Source organism: Siminovitchia fordii DSM 16014 = CIP 108821, from assembly GCF_000374565.1.
Lineage (GTDB): Bacteria > Bacillota > Bacilli > Bacillales > Bacillaceae_C > Siminovitchia > Siminovitchia fordii.
This window is the reverse complement of sequence record NZ_KB894686.1, coordinates 85,940-110,451: the sequence shown is the minus strand read 5'-3', so window position 1 is coordinate 110,451 and position 24,512 is coordinate 85,940. Positions and strand designations below refer to the sequence as shown.

Annotated in this window: 22 protein-coding genes and 1 pseudogene; 8 read left to right on the top strand and 15 right to left on the bottom strand. The window is 39.7% G+C overall.

Annotated features, from left to right (window positions below):
* Nucleotides 1–58: 58 nt before the first annotated feature.
* Nucleotides 59–2,281: a YhgE/Pip domain-containing protein gene (locus C509_RS0104470; RefSeq protein WP_018705710.1), complete on the bottom strand. Its 2,223-nt coding sequence runs from the start codon at nucleotides 2,279–2,281 to the stop codon at nucleotides 59–61.
* A 135-nt stretch (nucleotides 2,282–2,416) separates the two neighbouring features.
* On the opposite strand from C509_RS0104470, the gene C509_RS0104465 reads away from it, so the two are divergent.
* Together C509_RS0104465 and C509_RS0104460 are read left to right on the top strand one after the other, a co-directional pair.
* Complete coding sequence (locus C509_RS0104465; RefSeq protein ID WP_018705709.1) at nucleotides 2,417–2,737, top strand: YbjQ family protein; 321 nt, start codon at nucleotides 2,417–2,419, stop codon at nucleotides 2,735–2,737.
* Nucleotides 2,738–2,741: 4 nt separating this feature from the next.
* The gene (locus C509_RS0104460) at nucleotides 2,742–2,969 is read left to right on the top strand and encodes a hypothetical protein (protein ID WP_018705708.1); all 228 of its coding nucleotides are present in this window, start codon (nucleotides 2,742–2,744) and stop codon (nucleotides 2,967–2,969) included.
* A 62-nt stretch (nucleotides 2,970–3,031) separates the two neighbouring features.
* Here C509_RS0104460 and C509_RS0104455 read toward each other — a convergent pair whose 3' ends face one another.
* Nucleotides 3,032–3,571 carry a phosphoribosyltransferase family protein gene (locus C509_RS0104455; RefSeq protein WP_018705707.1) on the bottom strand — a complete coding sequence of 180 codons (540 nt, stop codon included), beginning with the start codon at nucleotides 3,569–3,571 and terminating at the stop codon, nucleotides 3,032–3,034.
* A gap of 12 nt (nucleotides 3,572–3,583) precedes the next feature.
* Complete coding sequence (locus C509_RS0104450) at nucleotides 3,584–4,654, bottom strand: hypothetical protein (protein WP_018705706.1); 1,071 nt, start codon at nucleotides 4,652–4,654, stop codon at nucleotides 3,584–3,586.
* 212 nt (nucleotides 4,655–4,866) lie between these two features.
* Here C509_RS0104450 and C509_RS23340 point away from each other — a divergent pair, with 212 nt between their 5' ends.
* Nucleotides 4,867–5,286 (top strand): hypothetical protein, encoded by a 420-nt coding sequence (locus C509_RS23340; protein WP_018705705.1) that lies wholly within the window; start codon nucleotides 4,867–4,869, stop codon nucleotides 5,284–5,286.
* Nucleotides 5,287–5,613: 327 nt separating this feature from the next.
* On the opposite strand, the gene C509_RS0104440 is transcribed toward C509_RS23340, so the two are convergent.
* From C509_RS0104440 to C509_RS0104425, 4 genes are all read right to left on the bottom strand, one after another.
* Entirely contained in the window at nucleotides 5,614–6,042 is a 429-nt protein-coding gene (locus C509_RS0104440) for an acyl-CoA thioesterase (RefSeq protein WP_018705704.1), read from the bottom strand.
* A gap of 184 nt (nucleotides 6,043–6,226) precedes the next feature.
* On the bottom strand, nucleotides 6,227–7,078 hold the full coding sequence (locus tag C509_RS23335) for an SDR family oxidoreductase (protein WP_018705703.1): 852 nt from the start codon (nucleotides 7,076–7,078) through the stop codon (nucleotides 6,227–6,229).
* A 139-nt stretch (nucleotides 7,079–7,217) separates the two neighbouring features.
* On the bottom strand, nucleotides 7,218–7,886 hold the full coding sequence (locus tag C509_RS0104430) for an RluA family pseudouridine synthase (RefSeq protein ID WP_018705702.1): 669 nt from the start codon (nucleotides 7,884–7,886) through the stop codon (nucleotides 7,218–7,220).
* A gap of 260 nt (nucleotides 7,887–8,146) precedes the next feature.
* A complete protein-coding gene (locus C509_RS0104425) occupies nucleotides 8,147–9,091 on the bottom strand; it encodes a DMT family transporter (RefSeq protein WP_018705701.1) in 945 nt (314 codons plus the stop codon).
* Nucleotides 9,092–9,362: 271 nt separating this feature from the next.
* Between C509_RS0104425 and C509_RS0104415 the strand changes: the two genes are divergently transcribed.
* The 3 genes from C509_RS0104415 to C509_RS0104405 all read left to right on the top strand — a co-directional run bounded on the left by C509_RS0104415 (nucleotide 9,363) and on the right by C509_RS0104405 (nucleotide 13,001).
* On the top strand, nucleotides 9,363–9,944 hold the full coding sequence (locus tag C509_RS0104415; RefSeq protein WP_026319676.1) for an LOG family protein: 582 nt from the start codon (nucleotides 9,363–9,365) through the stop codon (nucleotides 9,942–9,944).
* Nucleotides 9,945–10,008: 64 nt separating this feature from the next.
* Complete coding sequence (locus C509_RS0104410; RefSeq protein WP_018705698.1) at nucleotides 10,009–10,890, top strand: GNAT family N-acetyltransferase; 882 nt, start codon at nucleotides 10,009–10,011, stop codon at nucleotides 10,888–10,890.
* Between the two features lie 794 nt (nucleotides 10,891–11,684).
* Entirely contained in the window at nucleotides 11,685–13,001 is a 1,317-nt protein-coding gene (locus tag C509_RS0104405) for a nucleobase:cation symporter-2 family protein (RefSeq protein WP_018705697.1), read from the top strand.
* 279 nt (nucleotides 13,002–13,280) lie between these two features.
* Here the strand turns inward: C509_RS0104405 and C509_RS0104395 are convergent, their stop codons facing one another.
* The 4 genes and pseudogenes from C509_RS0104395 to C509_RS24640 all read right to left on the bottom strand — a co-directional run.
* Entirely contained in the window at nucleotides 13,281–14,117 is an 837-nt protein-coding gene (locus tag C509_RS0104395; RefSeq protein WP_018705695.1) for an ABC transporter permease, read from the bottom strand.
* A gap of 2 nt (nucleotides 14,118–14,119) precedes the next feature.
* Entirely contained in the window at nucleotides 14,120–15,037 is a 918-nt protein-coding gene (locus C509_RS0104390) for an ABC transporter ATP-binding protein (protein WP_018705694.1), read from the bottom strand.
* A gap of 5 nt (nucleotides 15,038–15,042) precedes the next feature.
* On the bottom strand, nucleotides 15,043–15,228 hold the full coding sequence (locus C509_RS23330) for an HU family DNA-binding protein (RefSeq protein WP_018705693.1): 186 nt from the start codon (nucleotides 15,226–15,228) through the stop codon (nucleotides 15,043–15,045).
* A gap of 12 nt (nucleotides 15,229–15,240) precedes the next feature.
* Nucleotides 15,241–15,873 (bottom strand): annotated as a pseudogene (locus C509_RS24640) (TetR/AcrR family transcriptional regulator); the annotation flags it as partial.
* 790 nt (nucleotides 15,874–16,663) lie between these two features.
* On the opposite strand from C509_RS24640, the gene C509_RS0104370 reads away from it, so the two are divergent.
* Entirely contained in the window at nucleotides 16,664–18,082 is a 1,419-nt protein-coding gene (locus C509_RS0104370) for an MDR family MFS transporter (protein ID WP_373315261.1), read from the top strand.
* Between the two features lie 148 nt (nucleotides 18,083–18,230).
* On the opposite strand, the gene C509_RS0104365 is transcribed toward C509_RS0104370, so the two are convergent.
* The 4 genes from C509_RS0104365 to C509_RS0104350 all read right to left on the bottom strand — a co-directional run bounded on the left by C509_RS0104365 (nucleotide 18,231) and on the right by C509_RS0104350 (nucleotide 22,662).
* Nucleotides 18,231–19,979, bottom strand: coding sequence for an ABC transporter ATP-binding protein (locus C509_RS0104365; protein ID WP_018705690.1), 1,749 nt, complete (start codon nucleotides 19,977–19,979; stop codon nucleotides 18,231–18,233).
* Nucleotides 19,976–21,715, bottom strand: coding sequence for an ABC transporter ATP-binding protein (locus tag C509_RS0104360; RefSeq protein WP_018705689.1), 1,740 nt, complete (start codon nucleotides 21,713–21,715; stop codon nucleotides 19,976–19,978). The genes C509_RS0104365 and C509_RS0104360 overlap by 4 nt, the downstream gene beginning before the upstream one ends.
* A 411-nt stretch (nucleotides 21,716–22,126) precedes the next feature.
* Entirely contained in the window at nucleotides 22,127–22,444 is a 318-nt protein-coding gene (locus tag C509_RS0104355; protein ID WP_018705688.1) for a GNAT family N-acetyltransferase, read from the bottom strand.
* 26 nt (nucleotides 22,445–22,470) lie between these two features.
* Entirely contained in the window at nucleotides 22,471–22,662 is a 192-nt protein-coding gene (locus tag C509_RS0104350; protein ID WP_018705687.1) for a hypothetical protein, read from the bottom strand.
* Nucleotides 22,663–23,518: 856 nt separating this feature from the next.
* Here C509_RS0104350 and C509_RS0104340 point away from each other — a divergent pair.
* Nucleotides 23,519–24,475: a tripartite tricarboxylate transporter substrate binding protein gene (locus C509_RS0104340; protein WP_018705685.1), complete on the top strand. Its 957-nt coding sequence runs from the start codon at nucleotides 23,519–23,521 to the stop codon at nucleotides 24,473–24,475.
* Nucleotides 24,476–24,512: the final 37 nt, after the last annotated feature.

Sequence of the window (24,512 nt, the reverse complement as noted above, 5' to 3'; positions counted from 1 at the left end):
AATATTCATATACATCCTGAATCCATACAAAGATTCCCTTCTCAACGGCTTGCAAGTCTTAATGAAAAATGTCGGCTTCTCTTGACTTCTCAAGGAATGCTCTCGTCTTTTTATTAACAGGTTCTTTCAGGAAGGTACCAAATAACAGGGCTGCCAAACCGAAAAGTGCCAAAAATAGCAAATCCCGCGAAACAGATTGCCAAACAATACCTCCGACTGCCTCCCTCATCAAATCAACTCCATAAGTAAAAGGCAATAACGGGCTAATGAATTGGAAGAATTCAGGTAACAAAACAACGGGATAAGTTCCGCCCGAACCGGCTATTTGCAAAACAAGCATTACAATCGCCAGCGCTTTTCCAATATTGCCGAAAACGGAAACCAGCGTGTAAACAATCAACATAAATACAAGGCTGATAAAAAGACCGAAAAGAATCATCCAAAATGGATGTTTGACAGGAACCCCGAGGATAAATAAATCTCCACATACCACGATCAGTGTCTGCAAAAACCCAATGCTTAAAAATGTGAAGAGCCTGCCAAAATATATTTGTTTTCCCGTGTATTTCTCATGGTCTTTCAAATCCGTTGACAGCAGCGATATTAAGAGTAGCGCTCCTACCCAAATGGATAAAACGGTATAAAAAGGGGTCATGCCAGTCCCGTAGTTTTTAATCGGGAAAACTTTATTTTCATTTAATAGAACAGGTTCTTCGAAAAAACTTCTTTCGGCATTTGGATCATTCAGCAGCAGTTGGATGATATCATTCAGATTTGTTTTTCCTTGTAACTTTCTGATTTTATCTGCGAGTTCCCTCACCTTTTCATTAATATAAGGAAGTTCCCCATGTGCATATTCAAGGGCGTCTTTTCCTTTTTTCAGGTTCTTATCCGTCCTGTTTAATATTTTTTCAACTTCAGGCAAGGAATCCTGTATTTCAGTCAGCATATTTCTTGCCCCAGCTAGCGTATTCTTTGCTTTTGAAATTTCCTTCATGACCGTCGGCTCAATATTTTCTTTATACTCTTTAGCAAAGGCATCAATTTTGACTGAAGTATTTCCGGCCATTTGTTGAAGAGTACCCAAAGTTTCATTGAGTTCCCTCTTTTTATCCTCAAGCAGCGTGTTTATTTCGGAAGCCTTGTTCTGTACTTGTTGCAGGTCGCTCTTTAATTGAGTTGTCTTTTCAATGGCCTGATCTATCTTGGATTGATTATCAGGAGGCTGAGCAGGAGTCTGGCTCTGATTTTCATTTTCAACTTCATTTGGCATTGGCCCTCCTTGCGTCTCGTTCATTTTTTTCGCCTCCTCCAGTACCCCCTGGATGGTACCGAGAGTCCCAATTACTTCATTAAGCTGGGATTGAAGCTGATTGTTAATCTGGTCTCCTTTACTTAAATCAATATCCTTATCTTTGACCTTTCCGAGAAATTCATTGACATCTGAAGCGATCTTCTGCACTTTCTGTAAATCTTCATGTATTTTTGGGCCCATCTCCGCAAGCCTTGTTTCTGCATCTGATAAAAAAGCGGATGTCTTATTAATCGTTTCCAGGCCACTGCTCGTTAATTGCCTTGCTTCAGGAATCTTTCCTTGTGCTTTATGGATCATTTCCTCTGCCGATGACGCATCTTGCAATGAATCATTGATTAATTTATTAATGTCTGGCAAATCTTTTTCCAATGTGAACACATATTGTTCAAATCGTTCGATATCAGGGAGGTCGCGCTGCAATTCAACCCCTATTTCATTGAACAATTCAAAAATGACTCCATTAACAGTAGCAATGAATTTACTGCTGACTTGCTCAACAATCGTGGAGGCCCCCTTTTGTGTAATTTTGGGGGAGATGGAGTTTATTTTTTCATTCACGTAATATTCCATTTTTGCCTTTTTAGGGTGATCTGAAATAACAGTCCCTAATCTTTCCGAGAAATTTTCGGGTACAACGATAACGGCAAAATACTCTCCATTTCGTAATTTTTCCATGGCCCGTTTTCGATTGGTAAAATGCCAGTCCAAATCCTTGTTCTCTGTCAGCTCATCCACCAATTCTTTTCCGGCATCAATGTGTTTGTCCCTTACGTTAGCTCCTTTGTCTTCATTAACTAGACCTACCGGGATTTGATTGGTGTGGGAATAAGGGTCCCACATAGCCGCAATATTCAACCACGCATATAAGGATGGCAGCAAGACAAGACCACCGGCGATAATAGCGGCAGCCCAATTTGTACTAATATTTTTAAGGTCTTTTTTAAAGATATGTAAAATTTTGTTCATAAGATTTCCCTTTTCTATTGTTGATATTTGTTACTATACCCTACCTTCGGCCCTCATAATCTTCTTAAGATATTTGAAACTTTCCCAATGTTTATTCGTAGAAAAGGATAATACCATACCGAAAGGAAGAGAATTATGCTGATTGTAACGACTGAAAATATTGTTAACCATAAGATTATTGAAACAAAGGGTCCTGTTTTCGGGATCACAGTAAGAGCCAGAGGGGTAGGTAAAGATATAGTGGCGTCTTTCAAAGGTTTACTTGGCGGGGAAATCAGCCAGTACACTGAAATGCTTGAAGATGCTAGGAAACAGGCAATTGACCGCATGGTCGAGAATGCTCGGGCGATGGGAGCCAACGCAGTAACAATGATGAGATTCGATTCGGGAGAAATCGGTCAAAATATGAGTGAAATCATTGCTTATGGAACAGCGGTGATTGTAGAAGAGGTCTAGTTAATTGAAGTGGATCATTGGCTTTTATGGCCTGCAGATAATTCTATTCATATTATTAATTATTATATCCTGGTTCATATGGGACAAACGCTTCAAAAAGAAACATGGGAGGGAAGTCCCTAACGGATTTCATCGTACGAATGAAATATCCATAGACCCGACAACCAATAAGAAATTGATTGTTTATTATAATCCTGAAACCGGAAAGCGATTTTACAAGGAAGAGGAATAAGAATATCTTGAAAAATAAGAGTCACCTTTCCACTTGGAGTAGGTGACTCCTTTTCACTTATCTTATTTTCTAAAAAGTGGAAGCTTCTCCAGAAAAACGATATCTTCTCTTTCTGCTGCGTTCCCTTCAGCTAAAATGGCGGCTTTTGCTGCAACTATACCGCCCGCCTGAATAACCAGCTCTTCCAATCCGCGGACAGACTGTCCAGTGCTGATTACATCATCGATAATGGCCACCCTTTTTCCTTTGATCTGTTGGACATCGTCACTGTCCAAGCATAGGATCTGCTTTTTCTGTGTGGTTATTGATACCACTTCGTTTATTAAAGGTGATTCCATATAAGGTTTAATACTTTTTCGAGCAACCACATACTGTTTCATCCCAAGCTGCTTGGATAATTCATACACAAGCGGGATTCCTTTTGCTTCTGCAGTGACTAAAACATCCACTTCCGGCAGTTTACTTGCTAGGATGGGTGCTGTGTAAGATACGAGCTCTGTATCTCCCAAAATGACAAAACTTGCTATGCTCAGCTCTTCCGATACAGCCACAATCGGCAGCTTCCTTTCGATATCACCAATTCTCAATGTGTAAGTCTCCATCTGAACCCCTCCTTAAAAACCAAATAATCCAATCAAAAATTGTATGATCAAACCAGCGAGCATTCCAAGAAACGGATCGGTAATCGCAGTAACAACCATTGTGATGCCCCCGATCAAGCCCGAAGCCGGTTCACCAGTAGAAAATGAAGCAGCGGCGTTTCCAGGCAATGTGACAATCGCCCCCAACACGAATAAAAATCCTGCTATGGAAGCACTTGGCACATATCGTCCAATCTTTGGAAGAAGCCCGGCAAATAGGATAACAGCCATAATCACCATCATCAGCACTCCAGACCAGACCGGATGAGGGGCACTGGCAGTTGCCGAAATGACAACCTCTACCGGCGCACCTCCAAAAAAGGAAGATACCATATCTGCCAAGCTGCTGATCACTGTCAAAACATCGACATTTACATCTGTTTTCGCTATATCCCCATTAATTTTTCCGAAAGCAATGTTTGCTCCTATGTTCAAACATACCATTGCCAATGCCCCGCGAATTACCATAGGATTAAGGATCAGCTTTTGACGGGTAATTTTTTCCTTTTGTGGCGCCTGAAATTCAGCTTTGTTGTTTTTTGTTAAAAAGTAATAGACTACGCTTGAGAGAATGACAGATATGGTGATTGTATAGACAAGATCTTTTGTTGCTATATATACAATAAGCGCGCTGGCAAAAGATGTAATACCGACCCATTTATCGTTTTTAGCCATTTCCCAAGCTACCTTAGATAACATGATGCCAACCCCGGCCATCATCCCGCTTGTGATGACAGGCCCAATCCAATCAACGATTCTTTCCAGAAGACCGAATAACCCGATCGGCACCATAATCAACGCACCAAAAAAGATCATTGAAAGGCGTTCACGCATATTTTTTCCCATTGTTCCTGCCAGCGTGATTGTTTCAGCCTGATAGGAAATAACCGGAACGGAGCCCATCATTGCATTACCTCCTGCACCTACTATAAACGCGAAGGCAGTCGGTACTGAAGCAAAGCCGAAGGTTAATGCAAGAAGTCCCTGTGGAAGTCCGTTAAGTACAACGCTTAATGCTGCTAATATGTCTTTGATGATATCCATAATACACTCCATTCCATTATTTTTCCAAAAAACACGAACATTTAACAACTCACATAAAACATTGTACGGATTTGGTGGTTTTTTTCAAGTGCCTTTATCAAATTTCCAATATTTTTTATTCTTCCAGTTTAAGCTGTTATTTTTGCATTAGGACAAAAGCAAAAATATAATGTACAGGTCAAAAGATATTTTTATAGATTGGAGTGTCATATATGAGAAAAACATTTATCTTATGTTTAAGTGTACTTTTATTGACAGCTTGTACGGGAAAGGATGAACAAACACAAGATGCCAATAACAGCAATGATGGAAGTACTGCACAAACAACAAAACCTGAAAATAATCAACCAGACGGGACCGGCAACAATGAAGTTCATGAGGAAAAATCCGCAGACTCTTCAGCTGCGAACGAGGATCAATCAGATTATACGGAGCTGCCAGTTGTGTTGGAGAAAATCGGCAATGATGAATATGAGGAAATTGTTAAAACTGACAATGCAAATAAAAGAGTGATTCTGTTTGAAGATCAAAATCATAATAAACTTTTTAAAAGCATTTATATCAAACATGACAACCGCCTAAAAGTGATTGATTTAGCGAAAGACCAAATGATCTTCAATGAAGTCATATAGAACGAAAGCGAAAGCACCAATCCATAAACAATAGACTTGAGTCCTTTAACGAAAGATAAGGATGTACGAGGGACCAACATATCTGCACAAACCTGAACGGTACTGCTGAAGGCGTAGTTTACACCCCAGACGCCATTGATTCAATTTTTGCTCAAGACAGTATCGATTGGCTAAAACTCACATCAAGGACTTCCAATCCGCCACAGGCTCTGGAATTGATGTCCATGCGCTTTGCCTGCACCAGCAAAACCGCTTTTCTGTCGCAGCTCTATGTGGGAATAAAATAATCTGGTGTATTACAAAAAAGCTCTGCCAAACGGCAGAGCTTCAGATATTCAATAATTCTTTTTCCCAGTCTGATTCCAATTTCACCTTTGGTACCGGTGTGGGCTTTCCATTATCATCAAGTGCAACCATAGTCAGCGTGGAAGTAGTTGTAAGCTTCTTTTCATCAGTATCCAATTGATGGCATTCAACCTTGACATACACTTTCATGGATGTATTGCCTGTAGACAGAACAAACGCCTCCAGTGTCAATATATCTCCACTTTTTGCCGATGATACAAAATTAACCGTATCAATCGCGGCAGTAACCACCACTTTCTTTGAATGCTTCATTGCTGCAATTGCGGCAATCTCATCGATGTAAGCTAAAATGGTGCCTCCAAAAATAGTACCTAAATGATTTGTATCAGGCGGCAACACAAGTTTTGTCTGAATAGTTCTTGATACATTTGAAGAAATAACCTGTTCCATATAATCTCCTCTTTTTCTAACATTGTTACCATTCCAGCATCTATAAACATTATTACATATATTAAAAAACAAACAACTTTGAGTATTGACCCATGTTTATATGTCCAAAAACACCGTTCAAAACTGGACGGCGTTCATTTCAAACCAAAATTTCCAAGCGATCGACAAGAACAAGTAAATCCGTTTACTTCTTTATTTTCAATTTATGGAAAAACGCTTTTTCCCACAATTTCCATGGGATGATATTTTTCAAGTTCAATGCGGTTTTTACACCCCTGCCGATTGGATTCCGTAACGCTTGCAATTCTGTTTGCATGCATAGATCTGCTATTAGCAAGGCGACATCACGGGGATCTCCGTATTTGCTTTTCCCTTTTTCCAGCTGGTTTTCTATGGCTTTTAGATAAGGGCTATACGGGGAACTGCCCAATGTTGAATTTGCGGCTATTTTTTTACCGGTAGACCATATCGAAGTTTTATATGACCCCGGTTCAATTAAAGCAACATCTATCCCAAATGGTTTTACTTCCAAACGCAGGCATTCAGTCCAACCTTCCAATGCATACTTGGAAGCGACATATGGTGACAAACCCGGAAATCCCATTTTTCCCGAAATGCTGCTCATGTTAATGATCTTGCCCCTTTTTCGTTCTCTCATATAAGGTAGAACAGCTTGCGTTACAGAAACTGCACCGAAGAAATTTGTTTCAAATTGTTCTTTATATTCTATTAAACTTGTTTCTTCACAAAAGCCCCCCAGCGCAAACCCGGCGTTGTTTACTAATATATCTATAGGCGGAAGATCCCGCAGTCGATCGGTGAAATTACTTACTGATGTCTGGGATGCCACATCAAGCTGAATATAGATCATACGATCTCCTATATGATACTTTTTGCTTAATCGCCTTAAGTCAGCGCTCCGATCCAAATCTCTCATCGATGCTATGACAGTGAACCCCCGCTTGGCCAATTCGACTGCAGTCAATAAGCCGAATCCGTTCGATGAACCGGTAATTAACACCGTTTGATCCTGCATAATAATTCCTCTCTTTTTGATAAAATTAACAATGAGATCGAGATGGTCCAAAAGGGCGACTAGCCGCTGATTATATGTAATGTTAATAATGGATGGCCCTCGTTACAATGTAACAGTACCGGATCCGATATTCCCTTGTTTATTGCCATAGAGTCCACGGATACTCTTTAGGCGGTCTCGATTCAAATCTGACCGTTTCCTTTTTGGTCGGATGCTCAAATTCCAGAGTGTTCGCCCACAAGGCAATCTGCTGCCCCGGACGGTTGACGTTTTTCCCATATTTTTGATCACCATACAAGGGATGGCTTTCAGATGAAAGCTGTACCCGAATCTGGTGGGATCGGCCCGTAAGAAGCCTGACAGTCAAAAGGCTGAGATTCTCCGCCTTGCTAATAACCTTATATTCCAAAATTGATTTTTTTCCATGCTTATGATTGGACGGGACCGTCCGAACAATATTTTTCCGCTGATCTTTATATAAGAAATGTTCAAGCCGCGCTTCTTCTTGAGGAATACCTCTGACTACAGCAAGGTATGTCCTCTCGAACTTTTTTCTTCTGATCGCATCGGATAACCTGGATGCAGCTTTGGAAGTTTTGGCAAATACCATCACACCGCCAACGGGACGATCCAGCCGGTGGACAAGCCCGAGGTACACATTACCCGGTTTTTGATAGCGAAACTTAATATCTTCTTTTAAAGCTGTAAGCAAATCCCTGTCACCGCTGTTATCTTCCTGAACCGGCACATTCACCGGCTTCTCCACTACGAGAAGGTGGTTATCTTCAAATAAAATTGGGATATTCACCAGTAACCAAATCCTTTCAATTGCTTCCTATCATATTAAAACTCTTTCAATCATAGAAAATCAACAAAACTAGGTTCATGTAATCATCAGTGAAAAATCAAAACGAGCCCTCAAAAACAAAGTATCTATAACCGTGCAACGTATTGTTCCGATTGGTGTTGATATAGTCCGGTAAGAACAGCAGCAAGCTATCAGCTCAAACCTCTTATCTCGAAAAACTTCAAATCTAATGGTAAATATCCAGTCGAAGCGTACGTATGTTAAATAACTCTTTTAGTTGCTTTCTTCAGTTTCTTATTTTTCTTATGATGGCCCGTCGTAGACACATAGACACCTATGATGACCATAAACATTCCGGCGATTTGCAGCCAACTTATGGGTGCATCGTAAAGAAAAAAAGCGATCCATGCAGCATTTATCGGTACGAGATTCATATACATGCTTGCCTTGCTTGCACCAATTTTCTGTATCCCTTTATTCCATAAAATAAAACCGACAATCGATGCAAAAAAGACCATAAATGCCATTTCCAACCAAGCTTGGTTTGACATCCTTAAAATGTTTCCCCACCCTCTTTCAAAAAAGGAGAGCAATGCCAGGCAGACAGATCCAACAATGGTTGTAACGGTTGTCGTCAGAAAAGGAGAGACTTTTTGCAAAACGACTTTTCCAATTAAACCATGTGCGATCCAGCAAATAAGGGCAGCAATAAAAAGTACATCCCCCTCATTGAACGTTAATGTCTTAATTGTTTGTAAAGAACCTTTAATAATGACCAGGAATACCCCAGTCAATGATAAAATAAGGCCCGTCCCCAACCGGGGGCTCCATGTCTCTCCAAGAAATAGTACAGCACCGAGCGTAACGAACACAGGGGTTGTTGCAACAATCAATGATCCATTGACAGCAGAAGTGTATTCCAGCCCCATGAAGAAGAACAGATTATATCCAAAAATACCGGTTAAAGCCATCAAAAGCAAACTCAACCAATGCACTTTTATTTTTTGGATGTCCCATTCCGAACTGAATCGGGCCGCTGCATACAAAATCAGCCCTGCCAGCCCAAAGCGGAATGCCGCAGTAGTTATGGGCGGCACCTCTGTAATGATATGCTTGGCTGCACCGAAAGCTCCGCCCCAAAATAAAGGAACCAATAATAATAACAAATAAATACCGATCGTCTGCTTGTCTTTCTTTTGCTGCATTACTTCACTCCCCAAAATCGATCAACTATATTCATTTTTATTCAGGATTGATGATCATGCATCCGAACAATGGAGTCATGACCATCCAAACATCCGAATAAATTGTTAGTATAAGAGCATGTTCAAACGTTTCCAAAAAAGAAAAAAGCCAACGATGAAGTTCGCCGCTTATCATTTGGGGACTTTTTGAGCATCCTCTATAATAATAACTTAAGTTTAACAAAATATTGCTTATTTTATATAATTTTATTAAAAGGAGGGTTTTCTATTGATCAAATCAGTTGCAATTTTTTGTGGATCAAGAACTGGTGCATCCGACGTTTATATAGAAGATGCCAAAGCTGTTGGTCAGGAATTGGCCAAGCGTAATATAACACTTATATATGGCGCAGCAAGTGTCGGTGTCATGGGTGCTGTAGCAGATTCAGTGCTCGAAAATGGCGGACATGTAGTCGGCGTCATGCCGGAATTTCTAAAAAGGAAGGAAATTGTTCATCCCGGACTATCAGAGCTTATCATTGTGGATTCCATGCATGAAAGAAAAGCGAAGATGGCTGATCTCGCTGATGGATTCATCGCTCTCCCCGGGGGTCCTGGAACGCTCGAAGAATTCTTTGAAATCTATACATGGGCACAACTGGGGCTCCATCAAAAACCATGCGGCATTTTAAACATCAACCGTTATTATGACCCTCTTATTTCCCTGTTTCAACATATGCTGAAAGAAAAGTTCCTGGATGAAAAATTTCGGCACATGGCGCTTGTTGATGATGAAATCGACGGCCTTTTAAATCAGTTTTCAACATATGTACCGCCCAAAATTAAAACTTATTTACAGGAAGATCAAACATAAGACTACTTCTTAACTCCCCTACTGCCAATGACTTTAAAAAAATACACATTCAGAGGGATTTGTTATGCTTACAATCAAAAAGCTGAGTGATGTTCCCATAAAGGATGCTTGCGAAGCCTGGAATAAAGGATTCATTGATTATTATGTAAATATGCAAATGACCAACAGCCAATTCGCTTACAGATTGGGCTGGGACGAGTTGTCTCCAGACTATTCTTTTATCGCTTACTTTAACAGCCATCCTGCAGGTATTATTTTAAACGGAATCATGACCTCCAACGGAAAAAGGGTTGCCTGGAACGGAGGAACAGCAGTAGCCGTTACTTTCAGAGGCAAAGGGATTGCAAGAAAACTGATGGAATCAACCATGGAATTATACGACCAAGAAAATGTTGACATTGCGAGCCTCGAAGCTTTCAGTATCAATCATGGTGCTATCCGTCTCTATGAAAGTTGCGGATACCATGTTGTGGACCATTTGATGTTTTTGAAAAAAACTGGGAGTAACGAAAAGACCAGAGTCAATTTTCTGGATTTGCCAGGGTTTTCATTGCATCGCGGACTCCCCCATGAAGTTCGCGATCTATCTTTTTATCAACATGATGCCCCATGGAAAACACAATGGAATTTCATTCGCCATGGAGAGTCAATCATCATGAAGAATTGTAACGGGGAGCCTGTAGCATATGCTTTATATCAAAAAAGCGGTGGAAAAACCATTATCTATCAATGTTCGGTTGACGAAAGGCTTCCAAACAAGCTGGAACTCTTTCAATCTATAATAGATCATTTGATTAAAACAGAACCTCACACTATTTCCACCTATAATTTGCCCGGAAAGAATCAGCTTCTCTTAGACATTTTAAAAAGAGCTGGATTTAAAGAAGAGTATACGGATCAAAAGGTTCCTTTAAAACAAGTTTTGATGAAAAAAGTAATGATATAGTATCTGTTTTTGGATTAACAATAATCATTCATTTCAAAGGTCCCTTCTTTTCCTGGGAATCGAAAAAACAGAATTCTTCACACATGCACGATGGACAACAACAGGCGAACGGCATTCTCTCAAGTCCGATCACCCTGCTTGGGACACACAATGCAGATAATCCACCTGCAGTACCCATCTAAGGCATGCTGCAGGTATTATGATGAGATGCTTTAACTTTAGATTATTCCATTTTTACCTTTCCACATTTTATGGAGGATGTGTTAGGGAACATTATCGGAAAATGTCAAAATAATTTTTACAAATATCAAAAGGTGTTGATTTTTTCAAATTATTAATGTACGATAGTAATGAATTAAAAGCGCTTACATATGGAATTTTTACTCAATACTTAATTTTCCGTCAGGAAAGACCATTCCTTGGGGATGGGAGCTACAATAGAATGAAATACTGAAAATCGGAATATTGACCGTTAACTCAGTAAGATTCCGAACCAGTTATTGCCCTTCATTATACCTTGTTGACCGGGGTTGAAGAAGCCGCAATTAAAAAGGTACATTGTGCCTCTTTTAATTGCGGCTTTTTACTTTTTTCGGCTCAAAGTATTAGAAAGTTTCGTATTCTCATGAATTTTAAAGAGGTGAAATTACACCATGGAGCCAAGAGTTTTTCAAGAAATATTTAACGAATTCCTATCGCCTACTCTTCGTAAAGCTTATCTGCCCATACTCTACATTCGCGGTTCTCCTTTCTCCCTGATGGATCTCAATAACAATTTCTAGGGGGAGGATCATATGAATAAACAATTGGGAATTTGGAAGCTGGGAACATTTGGTATGCAGCATGTGCTGGCCATGTACGGCGGCGCAGTCGTTGTTCCATTGATTGTCGGTCCTGCAATCGGTTTAAACGAAGCAGAAGTCGCTTATTTGATTTCAATTGATTTATTTACTTGTGGACTTGCAACATTTTTACAAGTCCTCGGAAATAAATTTTTCGGCATCCAAATGCCGATCATTATGGGAGTTGCCTTTCAAGCCGTTGGACCTATGATAGCAATCGGAACGATGCAAGGGGTACCGGCTATATTTGGAGCGATAATTGCTGCTGGCGCCATCGTCATATTTTTAGCTCAATTTATGGACAGGATCATTCCTTTCTTTCCTCCAGTCGTTACAGGTACAGTAGTTGTTATTATCGGTACCTCCCTGATAGGTGCCGCAATGGGCAATATTACCGGACAACCTGATTCACCTGATTATGGAAGTCTGACTAATTTGCTATTAGCTGGACTTACACTGGTAATCATCGTCTTGTTAAATCGTTTCTTCCAAGGTTTCATGAGGGCAATTTCAATTTTGGCGTCTTTGGTGATAGGTACCGTAATCGCTGCATTTATGGGCCTTGTAGACTTTTCGAGCGTAGGGGAAGCTTCATGGTTTCATATGATTACGCCGTTTCGATTTGGCCCCCCCGAGTTCCATTTAAGTGCGATCCTTAGTATGACCTTGGTAGGGATTGTCAGTATGATGGAAGCGACAGGTGTTTATTTTGCACTTGCAGAAGTCATTGATAAAAAACTTACTGGGAATGATATAAAGAAAGGATTGCGTGCCGAAGGTCTTGCACAGATCATCGGCGGAATTTTTCAGGCCTTCCCTTATACGACATTTTCTCAAAATGTCGGTCTGATTGCTTTGACAGGGGTTAAACAAAGAAGGGTCGTTGTTGCATCCGGTTTTATCCTTGTAACTCTTGGCCTTTTACCGAAAGTGGCAGCACTGACTTTGATTATTCCGGATCCGGTGCTTGGAGGAGCAATGATTGCCATGTTTGGAATGGTGATGGCATCTGGAATCCGTCAGTTGTCGGCTGTTGACTTTCGCCGGACAGAGAATCAACTAGTTGTCGCATTATCAGTCGGACTCGGATTAGGGGTATCGATTGCTCCTGAAGTATTTGCCAATGTACCACAAAGTATTCGGATCCTCTTTGAAAACGGGATTGTTACAGGCGGCTTCACAGCTGTCGCCTTAAATCTCATATTAAATGGTGTCAGTAAAGAAGACAGCAGAAACATTAAAGTAGATCATAGATCGGATATCGCTTAAAGATAAACGAGTTATTTGCCCATTAAATAAGACGGCCGGCAATGGTATCATTATTGCCGGCCGTCTTATCCAAAAAGTTAAAAATCCAATTTAACGCTCTATTATTGACGTCTTTCGTTCAGTACTTTTATCCGCATAACCCGACAAAACAATATTGTCAAATTTTGCAGATGAAGCCGCTGAAAGATAACCTCCATGTTTGATCACCTTGTTTTTGCGAAGATCACTTCCCATCATTTTGATCAGATATTCCTCTTTCCTTTTAGATCCGTCAGGAACCTACTGCTGAAATATATCCTTTTGGACTCCCGTACGGTTCATCATTGAAAAATCAACTTTAGTAAAAACTGCGCTTGAAAGAATCAAAAACAGTGTTCCAAATATCAAAGTTATGACGAAGCTGATCTGAGGGGTGATCACAACCCCGCCGACATGGAATGCAAGCTGTTCCGCAATCAGTTCATCTGTTGGAAGTGACATTTTTTCTAATGTCAACGATCTAAAAAACGCGGCAGCATAAGTCATCGGATTTATGAGAGCGATATATTGAAGACCATTGGGTAGCAAGCTGAGCGGCACATAGACCCCACATAAAAAAGTGATGGGTGTCGTAACAGCCATAGTGAGAATTTGAAATGTCTGGGAATTTTTAACGGATGCCGCTAAAAATAATCCAAAAGAAGAGAATACAAGCCCTACAAAAATCATGGAAGCAATTACAGCGATAGGAGTAAGAACAGAGGTGTATTTCAAACCAATAAAATAACCGACAATCAGAATCAGCCCCCCTTGAATGGTCGCCACTGTAGTTGAAGACAATATTTGCCCGGCTGCGATCTGAATCCTTTTCACCGGACTGACAAGGACTTCTTTCATATACCCCGAAACAATATCTTCAATTGTGGACGTAGCGATATTCAAAGATGTTTGAAATACGACGATGATGACGATTCCGGCCAACACGTAATTTACAGAGTTACTTATATAGGCTTTTTTAAATATAGTACTCAGTAAATACAAATAGAAAAATGGCATGACCAGAATCAATATCAACTGTACTCGATTCCTGATAAACAATTTTATATTCCTCATCCATAATGCAAAAACAATGCGCACCGTCAATCCCCCCTTATGTCCCTTCCTGTTATTTCAAGAAATACATCATTCAGTGTCCCTTTTTTAATTTCTAATTCTTTAATGAATGGTTGATGTGCTGCCAATGTGTCTAATAGGTTCGTCAGTTCATCAAATTCGATGGAAAAATGATTCTCCTCTCTTTTAAAAGTCAGGCGATGCTGTTTCAACAGAGTCTCCAGGGCTTGCGCATCAGCGCTTTTTATATGGGCTTTGTCCTTTGTGTACTGCTGTTTCAATGCGTGAGGACTGTCAAGGGCGATGATTTTACCATGATCCATGATAGCGACCTTATTACAGATTTCTGCCTCATCCATATAATGGGTCGTTAAAAAGATCGTTATATTTTTTTCTTTTTGCAGCTTGATGATATATTCCCATATTTTCGCTCTTGTTTGTGGATCCAGTCCAGTGGTTGGCTCATCTAAAAATAATACTTTCGGAAAATGCAAAAGACTTCTCGCGATTTCTACACGTCTTTTCATTCCTCCTGATAAACTGCTGACCATTGCCCTTTTCCATTCATTTAAATCAACGATCTCCAGTACAAACTGGATCCGCTCATTAAACTGGGATGTTGGCAAACCGTAAAAATGACAGTGCATTTTCAGATTCTCTTCAACAGTCATTTTTTGATCAAGAGTGGGTTCTTGAAAGACAACTCCTATGAGATGCCTGACATCATCTTTTTGGCCACTTACATCTTTTCCATCAATCAGGAGAGTCCCTGAGGTTTTTTCAAGAATCGTACATAACGTATTAATGGTTGTGCTTTTTCCTGCTCCGTTCGGCCCTAAAAACGCAAATATGCTGCCGCTTTCGACTTCGAAGGAAACATGGTCAACTGCCGTATAATTGCTATACTGTTTCACAAAATCTTTGACAACGATCATAGTTTCCATGATGATCACCTTTTTTTGTTTTTTAAAAAACTTAATACCTTATAAGCTTTATCCAATGCACCGCTTATATCTTTTGAATTCGATATTTCGTCACTTAGAACATCTTCGAAAGACTTTAGAACCTTTTGACAGTCAGCAGAATTTACACCCGATTTTTCCGAAACTTTAGCAATCATATCTGCATGATTCATCGGACTTTTCCTCCTTTTCGTTATGGACATATCAAGAATATAGGCGAAGCTGCCCTTTTGAGCACCTAGTGCTGTTTCAACCAGGTGTGTTAAAGCCATTACCTTATTTTTAAGTTCCTAAGGTTCCCATTGAAAAATCCCTTCATTAAGCAAAAATTGAGAAGACACCAATAAAAATTCAACCGTTTCTTTTGGGTAAGGTGTTTGGAAAACACCCTCCTGAATCCCCTGTTCAATCACTTCCGTCAAAACGGGAGTCAGGTTGAAGGATCGATTCCACAAGGCTTTTTTGGTGCATCTCCGCGTTATTAACATGGTGGAGTTCTTCAATCATCAGTTCCTTTTGACCATCTTCTTCTGCCCTTTGCCCCTTAATGATTTCAATAACTTCTCAGGTGCTTTCAGGTCGGGATCAGCAGCAATGACTTTTGCAGCTTCAACACCTTTGTCAATAAAGCGTAAGACAATAGCGTCCATTACCTCTTCTTTTGATTGAAAATAATAATAAAAGGTACCCTTTGCAATGCCAACTTCTCGGAGAATATCATTTATAGTTGTTTCCGAATTTTCTTTTGTAGTGAAAAGTATCTCAGCTGTGTTTAGTATTTCAGTTTTTCGATTTTCAGGTTTTTTTGAAATTCTCATCATATACCTCTATTATTATAGACCGACAGTCGGTCTATAATTAACTTAACATGCTTCAATTTGAAATGTCAATACTTTTCAATCATTTTTCTCAACCTGGGCTTACAGTTGGGCCAATACTCGTAGTAAAGCAAGATGATAAAAAATAATTGTATTTCATGAAGGTTGTGCTGATTCTTGTTATTTTTCAATGATGATGTGTCACTGAAATCATGTACCCCTTGAAATTGAATAATTCATCTCCTTTTGAACAATTTGGAACTTGTAAAGTGGGCTTTTTTAAAGATTGGTGCTGTCGAGCATAATAATTAAACTCAGTAAGATTAAAAAGTGCAAGTCACTAATCATTGACAAAGCAAACTGAATATCTTATTATTGCTTTAGTAAAAAAACGGAAGGGTGACCCAATTACATGAAGAACTAATCCTATTTACGAAAGCGAACCAATTGAAGGCGATTTATTTGCAGTCATTCTGCATTTATTTGTCATGCCTTTAAGAGGTGTTTTCAGAATAGGATTGGCTTTGATGGACTGGGTTCCTAAAGGGAAATGTCCCTTATTCATGGTATCCTTATGCCTCCTATTCTGAATTTGAATAGGAGGCATTTTTTGTCTCCATTACATCGTTTACATAAGGAGATGATTTGAATGCTTTTTTTAGTGAAACCTTGTTACTCGGCCAACATTCAATTTTAATCTTAATTTATAAGGAGTTTTCTGATGAAAGATAACAATAATAATCAAACAAAGAGATACGAGTACCTTGCTGACAATCCTGATATAAAAGTGATGCCGATTATGATTTCATTAATCATCGGTGCTTTTTTTGCGATATTAAATGAGACTTTATTAAATATCGCTCTCACTACATTAATGGATGAATTTAATATTTCATTAACGACGGTACAATGGATGGCTACAGGTTTTATGCTGGTCATGGGTGTTGTCATACCGGTTTCTGCCTTGTTATTACAATGGTTCACTACAAGACAGTTGTTTTTGGGGACTATGGTCATTTTTACCATCGGGACATCAATAAGTGCCGTTTCCCCCAATTTCCCCATTTTATTAATCGGGAGATTAATCCAAGCAATTGGAACCGGGTTGCTAATGCCTATTATATTTAATGTATTTTTATTGATTTTCCCGCCTGAAAAACGAGGTAAAATCATGGGGATAGTTGGTCTGGTAATCATGTTCGCTCCTGCTATCGGCCCAACCCTCTCGGGTATTATCGTTGAATATTTAGGATGGCGTTATTTATTTATTACCGTTATACCGTTCGCTGTCTTCTCAATCGCATTTGCTTATAAATACCTGATAAATGTCTCAGAAGTGACAAAACCCAAAATTGATATCTTATCAATTATTTTTTCAACGGTTGGGTTTGGATCTGTTGTATACGGGTTCAGTGCTGTCGGGGAAAGTGCTTCAGGCTTTCTAAGTCCAAATGTTTATATCTCGATTTCTGTTGGAGTCATAGGGGTCGTTTTATTTTCATTCAGGCAGCTAAAGCTTGAACAACCAGTGATGGATCTTAGAGTATTTAAATATCCGATGTATACACATGCGGTTTTGATGTTTTTAATCATCATGATGGCGATGTTCGCGTCCGAGATCATTTTGCCGATTTATATGCAGGGGCCATTAGCTTTAACGGCCGCAACAGCAGGGTTAGTTTTGTTGCCCGGAAGTATTTTAAACGGAATCATGTCACCATTTATGGGACATCTTTTCGATAAGTTCGGCCCGCGATTTTTAATGATTCCTGCTACAATTATTTTGAGCGGAACGATGTTTATGATGAGCAGACTAAGCGTTGACACCTCTTTATGGGTTATCATTGTTGGGTATATCCTGTTAATGTTAACTGTTTCGGCAATCATGATGCCTGCAGAAACGAATGGGTTAAATCAACTTCCAAAACGGTTGTACCCTCATGGAACCGCAGTTATGACAACATTACAGCCGGTTGCTGGTGCAATTGGCGTTTCGGTGTTTATTAGTATTATGAACGCAAGACAACTGCATTTTCTACAAAATGTAAAGACCCCGCAGGATCCTGCAACAATCAATTTGGCAATGGTGGCAGGAGTTGAACTCGTATATTTTATTGCTTTTGCGATGTCCCTGGCAGCGGTCATCTTGGCGTTTATTGTTTATCGGGCAGTACCAGAAAAAGAAACTGGTGATCTTCCAAACAATTAACTGGATGATTTGCCATTAAATGTACTATGAATAGACCCATTTCAGTTATCTCCGAAATGGGTCTATTTTGAGGAAGTGAAGTAAGTAAACACGAAGTAATGTGGATCTACTTACCATCATTCATAATTTATTCTGCCACTCTATCTATTTACACGCTTAACTTTCTATTAAGTGATTTGGCCTGCATTTGATACATTTGGTCGTATATTCCACCTAACTCCAATAACTCATCATGGGTCCCTTGCTCTTTAATAATACCGCGATCCAATACGAGAATGCGATCTGCCTTTTTAACCGTGGAGAGACGGTGCGCAATGATGAATGTTGTGCGTCCCTTCTTCAGGACATCCATTGCATTCTGGATGATCTCTTCTGTTTCAGTGTCTATATTGGAGGTTGCCTCATCCAAAATCAATATGGCAGGATCGAAAGCAAGTGCTCTTGCAAATGAAATGAGCTGCCGCTGACCGGAAGATAAAGTGCTGCCTTTCTCAACGACAGGCTCATCAATACCTTTTTCCAGATCTCCGAGTACTTGTTCCGCGCCTACCGCTTTTAATGCTTTTTCCGCTTTTTCCCGTGTAATTCCCGGTTCATTTAAACTCACATTTGAGAAAACTGTACCTGTAAATAAGTACGGATCCTGTAAAACAATTCCCATATGTTGACGGATCGCCTGTCTTGGCACCGATGTTATGTCTACCCCATCAATATAAATTTTTCCCTTTTGCGGATCATAGAAGCGAAATAATAAATTCATGATGGAGCTCTTTCCGGAGCCAGTATGCCCAACGAGCGCTACCGTCTCACCCCGTTTCGCCTCGAAGGATATATTTTTCAAGACATAATCATTTTCCTTATAGGCAAAAGATACATCTTTGAAAACAACATGCCCTTCGTATCTTGGCATTATTCCCTGCAAGACCTTTTCACCAGTTATATCCAACACTTCAAATACACGGCTCCCGGCAACGAGTGAGCGCTCAAGCTGCGAAAACTGATTGACAATAGTCGTAATGGGATTGAATAACTTCGTTAAATAATCCACAAATGCGTATAAAGTACCGGCAGTTACAAATGTTCCTGTTGATATTGATCTGGTACCAAAGTAAAGTATAAAAATCGCAAACATGATCAAGCGAATCGTATTCACCAGATTGAAGGATGTCGCGGAATCCAAGAACAATAACTTTCTTTGAAAATCATAATGTTCCTCGTTCATCTTGTCGAATTCTTCCGTCATTTGTTTTTCACGCCGAAAAGCCTGAATTATGCCCATCCCCTGAATGGATTCATTAATCATTGCATTAAGATCAGCGATTTTAGTACGTATAACCCCATTATATTCCGCAGCATACTTTCTATACAGAATCATCCAAAGATAAACTATAGGAAGCATGACCAAAGCAATGACAGCCATCTTCCAATTTAAAATAAATAGCGCGATATACACTCCGACAATCGAAATGAGACTGATAGCCATATTTGAAAGGACCTGAACATATAAATTTCTGACTGCCTCCGTATCATTCGTAACACGTGCGACAACTTTTCCTCCAGGAAGGTTATCAAAATACTGTATGGGCAATGTTTGAATGTGACCAAAAACGTCTTGGCGCAGCTTTTGTACAACACGGTTTGCACCCATTTGCAAGTAAAGAAACATAAAATAACGCAAAACGGCTGTAACCATTGCTAAAATCAAATATATACACAGCAGCCAGGCAATCGGCTTCACTTCAATATTCCCTATGGTCATATGGTTGTCAATGAAATGTTTTGCAATAAACGGACCAGAAAGTTCTGCAATAACCGCTCCGGTCAAGAAGAACAATCCAAGAAATATGGGCCGTTTAAAATACAAGGCATATTTTGCCAACCGTTTGCTCGTACTCATGAACCTTCACCTACCTGCTGACGATCAAATTGCTCCTTATACCAGCCTTTTTGTTGGATTAGCTCCTCATGCGTTCCCCGCTCTGCAATCCTTCCTTCATCCAGCACGATAATTTGGTCTGCATGCTTTATACTAGATAAGCGGTGTGTGGTGATGATTGTCGTCTTTCCTTTTCTTTCATTCTGAATATTTTTGATAATATTCGCCTCCGTATTTGCATCAACGGCTGAAAGAGAATCATCTAGAATCAATATTTCCGGATCTTTAATAAGTGCGCGTGCAATGGATACGCGCTGCTTTTGGCCTCCAGATAAAGAAACACCTTTTTCACCTACAAGTGTTTCAAGTCCCATCGGCAGATTTTCCAAATCCTTTTCAAAGGATGCAAGGCGGATGGCCTCCTTTAAATCAGCATCGTCTGCATCTTCTTTCCCGAATAATATATTCTCTCTTATCGTTCTTGAAAATAACACATGATCTTGAGGGACATATCCAATCCAATCGAGAATCTTCTCCTTTGATTGTGAGGTTATTTCTATCCCATCAATCGTTAACCTGCCTTTATCCAGGGGATATTCTCTCAGCAGTTGTCTTAAAAAAGTCGTTTTACCCGCCCCTGTTTTTCCAACAATGCCCAGTGTCTCCCCTCTACTAAGTGATAAAGAGATTTCCTGTAAATTTTTCACTTGACTGGTAGGATATTGAAAGTCCAAATCATTAAACCCAATCTCATTCGGTTGTTTAAGCACTATTGGATTTTGAACATTTTGCACATCCGCTCTGTAACTAAGAGTTTCCTGAACACGATCCAGTGAAGCGTTCCCTTGCTGCATAACATTGATCAATTCACCGATTGCAAAAATAGGCCACACGGCAAGGCCCAAATATACATTAAACGTGACAAGCTGGCCGACCGTCATTTCGCCATTTGAAACCAAATATGCACCGTATCCAAGCGAAATGACATAACTGATTCCCGTTCCAAATTTCGTGATCGGTCCAAATAAAGCATTGATTTTAGCAGTCTGCATGTTTTTGTCATATACTTCTTCGCTCATTTCAGCAAATGCAGCTTCGTCTTTTGCCTCCTGAACATATGCCCGAATCACACGTACTCCTGCCACTGATTCCAATACACTGTCATTCATTTCACCGAATGCATCCTGGGCTTTCATATAACGTTCGTGCACAAGCTTTCCATAGTATTGGATCAACACTGCCATAACCGGAACTGGCACCATCGCAAATAACGTCAATTTCGATGAGATCATAAAACCCATTGCAAATATGATTGCACCAAGGTACAGAGTGGAATCAATGAGAGTCATGATACCGAACCCAGCTGTCAGTGAAACAGCATTCAAATCATTTGTCGCACGTGCCATCAAATCGCCGGTACGATTTTTTTCATAAAATGTAGGTGTCATTTTTAAAAAATGAAGCATCAATTTGCGGCGCATAATCTTTTCAAGATTAATCGCCCCTTCAAATAAGCGATATTGCCAAACAAAGTTTAAAAAGTAGCCTCCGATAATAATCACAACAAAGATAAGGATATATTGGCCTAATAGCGCTTCCGTCATATTGCCGGCTGTCAAAATATCGATAATATTGCCAAGTAAATATGGAGGAACCACTTCTAGTGCACTGGCTAGAATCAATAAGACGATTGCCAATGTATACTGCTTCCAATACCGTCCAAAAAACCACCCCAACTTACCCAAAACATCAAACATGGTTCAACCTTCTTTCTTCGATTCTGAATAATGGCTACCCGCTATCATAGAGTTTATTTCTAAATAACTTTCTCATTTGACTTTTGGTCATATTCATCTACTCCTTTTTGTCAAATTCACTAAAAAATACCAGTAAAAAACGCATACCCTCCATGAGTATGCATCTTAAATCGGGTATAGAAGTATACCCATACCTTTTATAATGTTGTAAATCAAAAGTATGCAGTTAACAGGCATGGACAATGTATGAAATTAGACGAAACTATGTACGTAGTGCGGAAAAGCATTATCCAATTCTCCTTTAAACATCGGCGCCCTTTCAAGCTGCCATTGTTTTACTGCAAAAATATTCAGTGTTATTGCATATTATCACCCTTTTCAAATAATTGTCAACAGTTAGATGTTTTTTATTCAGGATTTTTCATTTCCGTTCCCATCCTGTACACTTCTAATCCAAATAAAATGATCCTCCCCTTCACCCCAATAATCTTTCAATCTAAACGAAGGGTTTCCCAATTGCTGAACCCAATATTGTTGGGAGCTTGAAAATCCTGCATCCAAGTAATATTTCACCTTTCCCATCCGTATAAGTTCTGTTTTTATATGTTGATACAAGTATTGTCCAATACCTTGACGTTGATAATCAGGGTGTACATAAACACTGGAAATCTCAAATACATCAGACTCAGTTCTTATATTTTCAGAGATTACACGATTGGGCTTTGTCAATGCTATCGTTCCGACAATTTGGCCATTTAACTCCCCAACAAAAAAAAAGCGATTTTTGAGTCAGCCAGACTTTCCTTTACAATGCGATTTAATTGATCAACCTCTTCTTCAATCAGGTCAAGCTCTTTGCTTTCCCTTTTCACCAAATCCGCTAAGCAAATTTTAAAAAATGTCTCCAACTTACCGACATCTCGCTTTTGGACTTTCCTAATAATCATACCATTCTCCTTTGCTATTTTTTATTCCCGTTCTCCTCCAAAATGGCTATAATCCGCACATTTCACTCAACATTTTTTAATCTTCTTTCGATTATACTGAAAAAAAAATATTTAAGACAAGTGTCCCTCAACAATAAGTTCCAAGGCTCCCTCCATTCATATCAACCCTTGCGTTCCTATATTCTAATATAAGTGATATAGACATCAAAGATGAATGGGGTGCTAAAATGGAATTCATTATACAAAAAATGCTCCACACGGCAAAAAGTTCTTACTCAATCTCAAATTCATAGATACTAGATAACGAATTTGAGAATTTGAGAATTTGAGAACGTGATAAGAGACATTAACTACCAACTGAGAAAAGGATACCATTAAATGAAGCCTCGTACTTTCCCCTGACATTTTTCGGAAGTAGGTTCGCATGAGTTCTTAATATAACTTTTTCTTATGAGACCATTAATTTTTTTACAGGAAAGCTTCCTCCAGCCCCCTGATGGTTCTTCGAGTTCCAATTTATTTGAATATGTTCCAAAATTTGTCTTCATCTAATTCCCGGACCCCGCCCCTCCTTCACCGGCGCTTTGCCACAGTTACTTTGGACTTTGCGGTTCTTGTCCAGTTCTTCACGATTTGAATGTAAGCTTCATACTCAGCAAGTTTTTTGCTTCTCCCCATGCCAAAAAGATGTCTTCTTGTTTAAACTCATCATCATGTTTCCTTTTTTAATAATGATTTTTATACGATGGCCCAATCTCTTTTTTCCGGTGTAATGGGACAAAGATCGAGCTGAATACAATAAGTAAGACTTACCGCCAGTCTATTTTTCTTCAGGCCAATAACAGGAGGGAAGCTTGTGAAAAGAAAAATTTCCATCTTTATGTCAGCGGTTTTTATTGTGCTCATGTTGGCGTCATGTTCCGCTCCTGCTAAAGAACAATCAAATTCTTATCCTGATAAATCCATCACATACAGTATTCCATTTGAACCGGGTGGACAATCGGATGTTGAAGCCCGGCGCCAGCAGCCCTATCTTGAAAAGCAGTTGGGTCAAAAAATCGTCATACAATATAAACCGGGCGGCGGGGGCTCAGTGGGTTGGAGCGAATTAGTCAACAAAAAACCAGACGGATATTTTCTTGCAGGGATCAATATTCCACATATCATTCTTCAGCCATTGGCCAACAAAGACACCGGTTATAAAACAGAGGAGATTATTCCAATAGCGATTTTCCAAGCAACGCCCATTGCCATCGCGGTTTCCAAAGACAGTGATATTCAGACTTTGGAACAACTGGTACAGAAAGCAAAGGCTTCGCCCGGAAAAATTACAGTAGCTGGCTCCGGGAATCATACAGGTCATCATATGGCATTTTTACGATTACAGGAATTAGCGGGAATCGAGATGCAATATGTTCCTTTTGATGGTGCAGGTCCCTCTGTGCAAGCTTTTCTTGGTGGAAATACAGAGGCAATTTTGGCAAACTCAAGTGATTTATTAACCTACACGGAAGATATGAAAATCCTGGCGATCGGATCTGAAGAAACATTTGAGCCTATGCCTGACATCCCGACATTTAAAGAAGCCGGATATCATATGACTGCTTCCATAGACCGCGGAATAGCCGTCCCCTCCGGAACTGATCCAAAGGTAATCAAAGCTTTAGAAAGGGCCTTTTTGGACATATTGGAAGAACCGGGTGTAAAGGATCAAATGTATAAAGAAGGATTTGAGCCCAAAATGATGGGACACAAGGAATCTTTAAAATATATTGAAATGAAAACTGAAGAATACAAAAGCATGTATCAATAGTAAATACCTTTGAAGTGAAGTGCCCCTAAATAAGGAG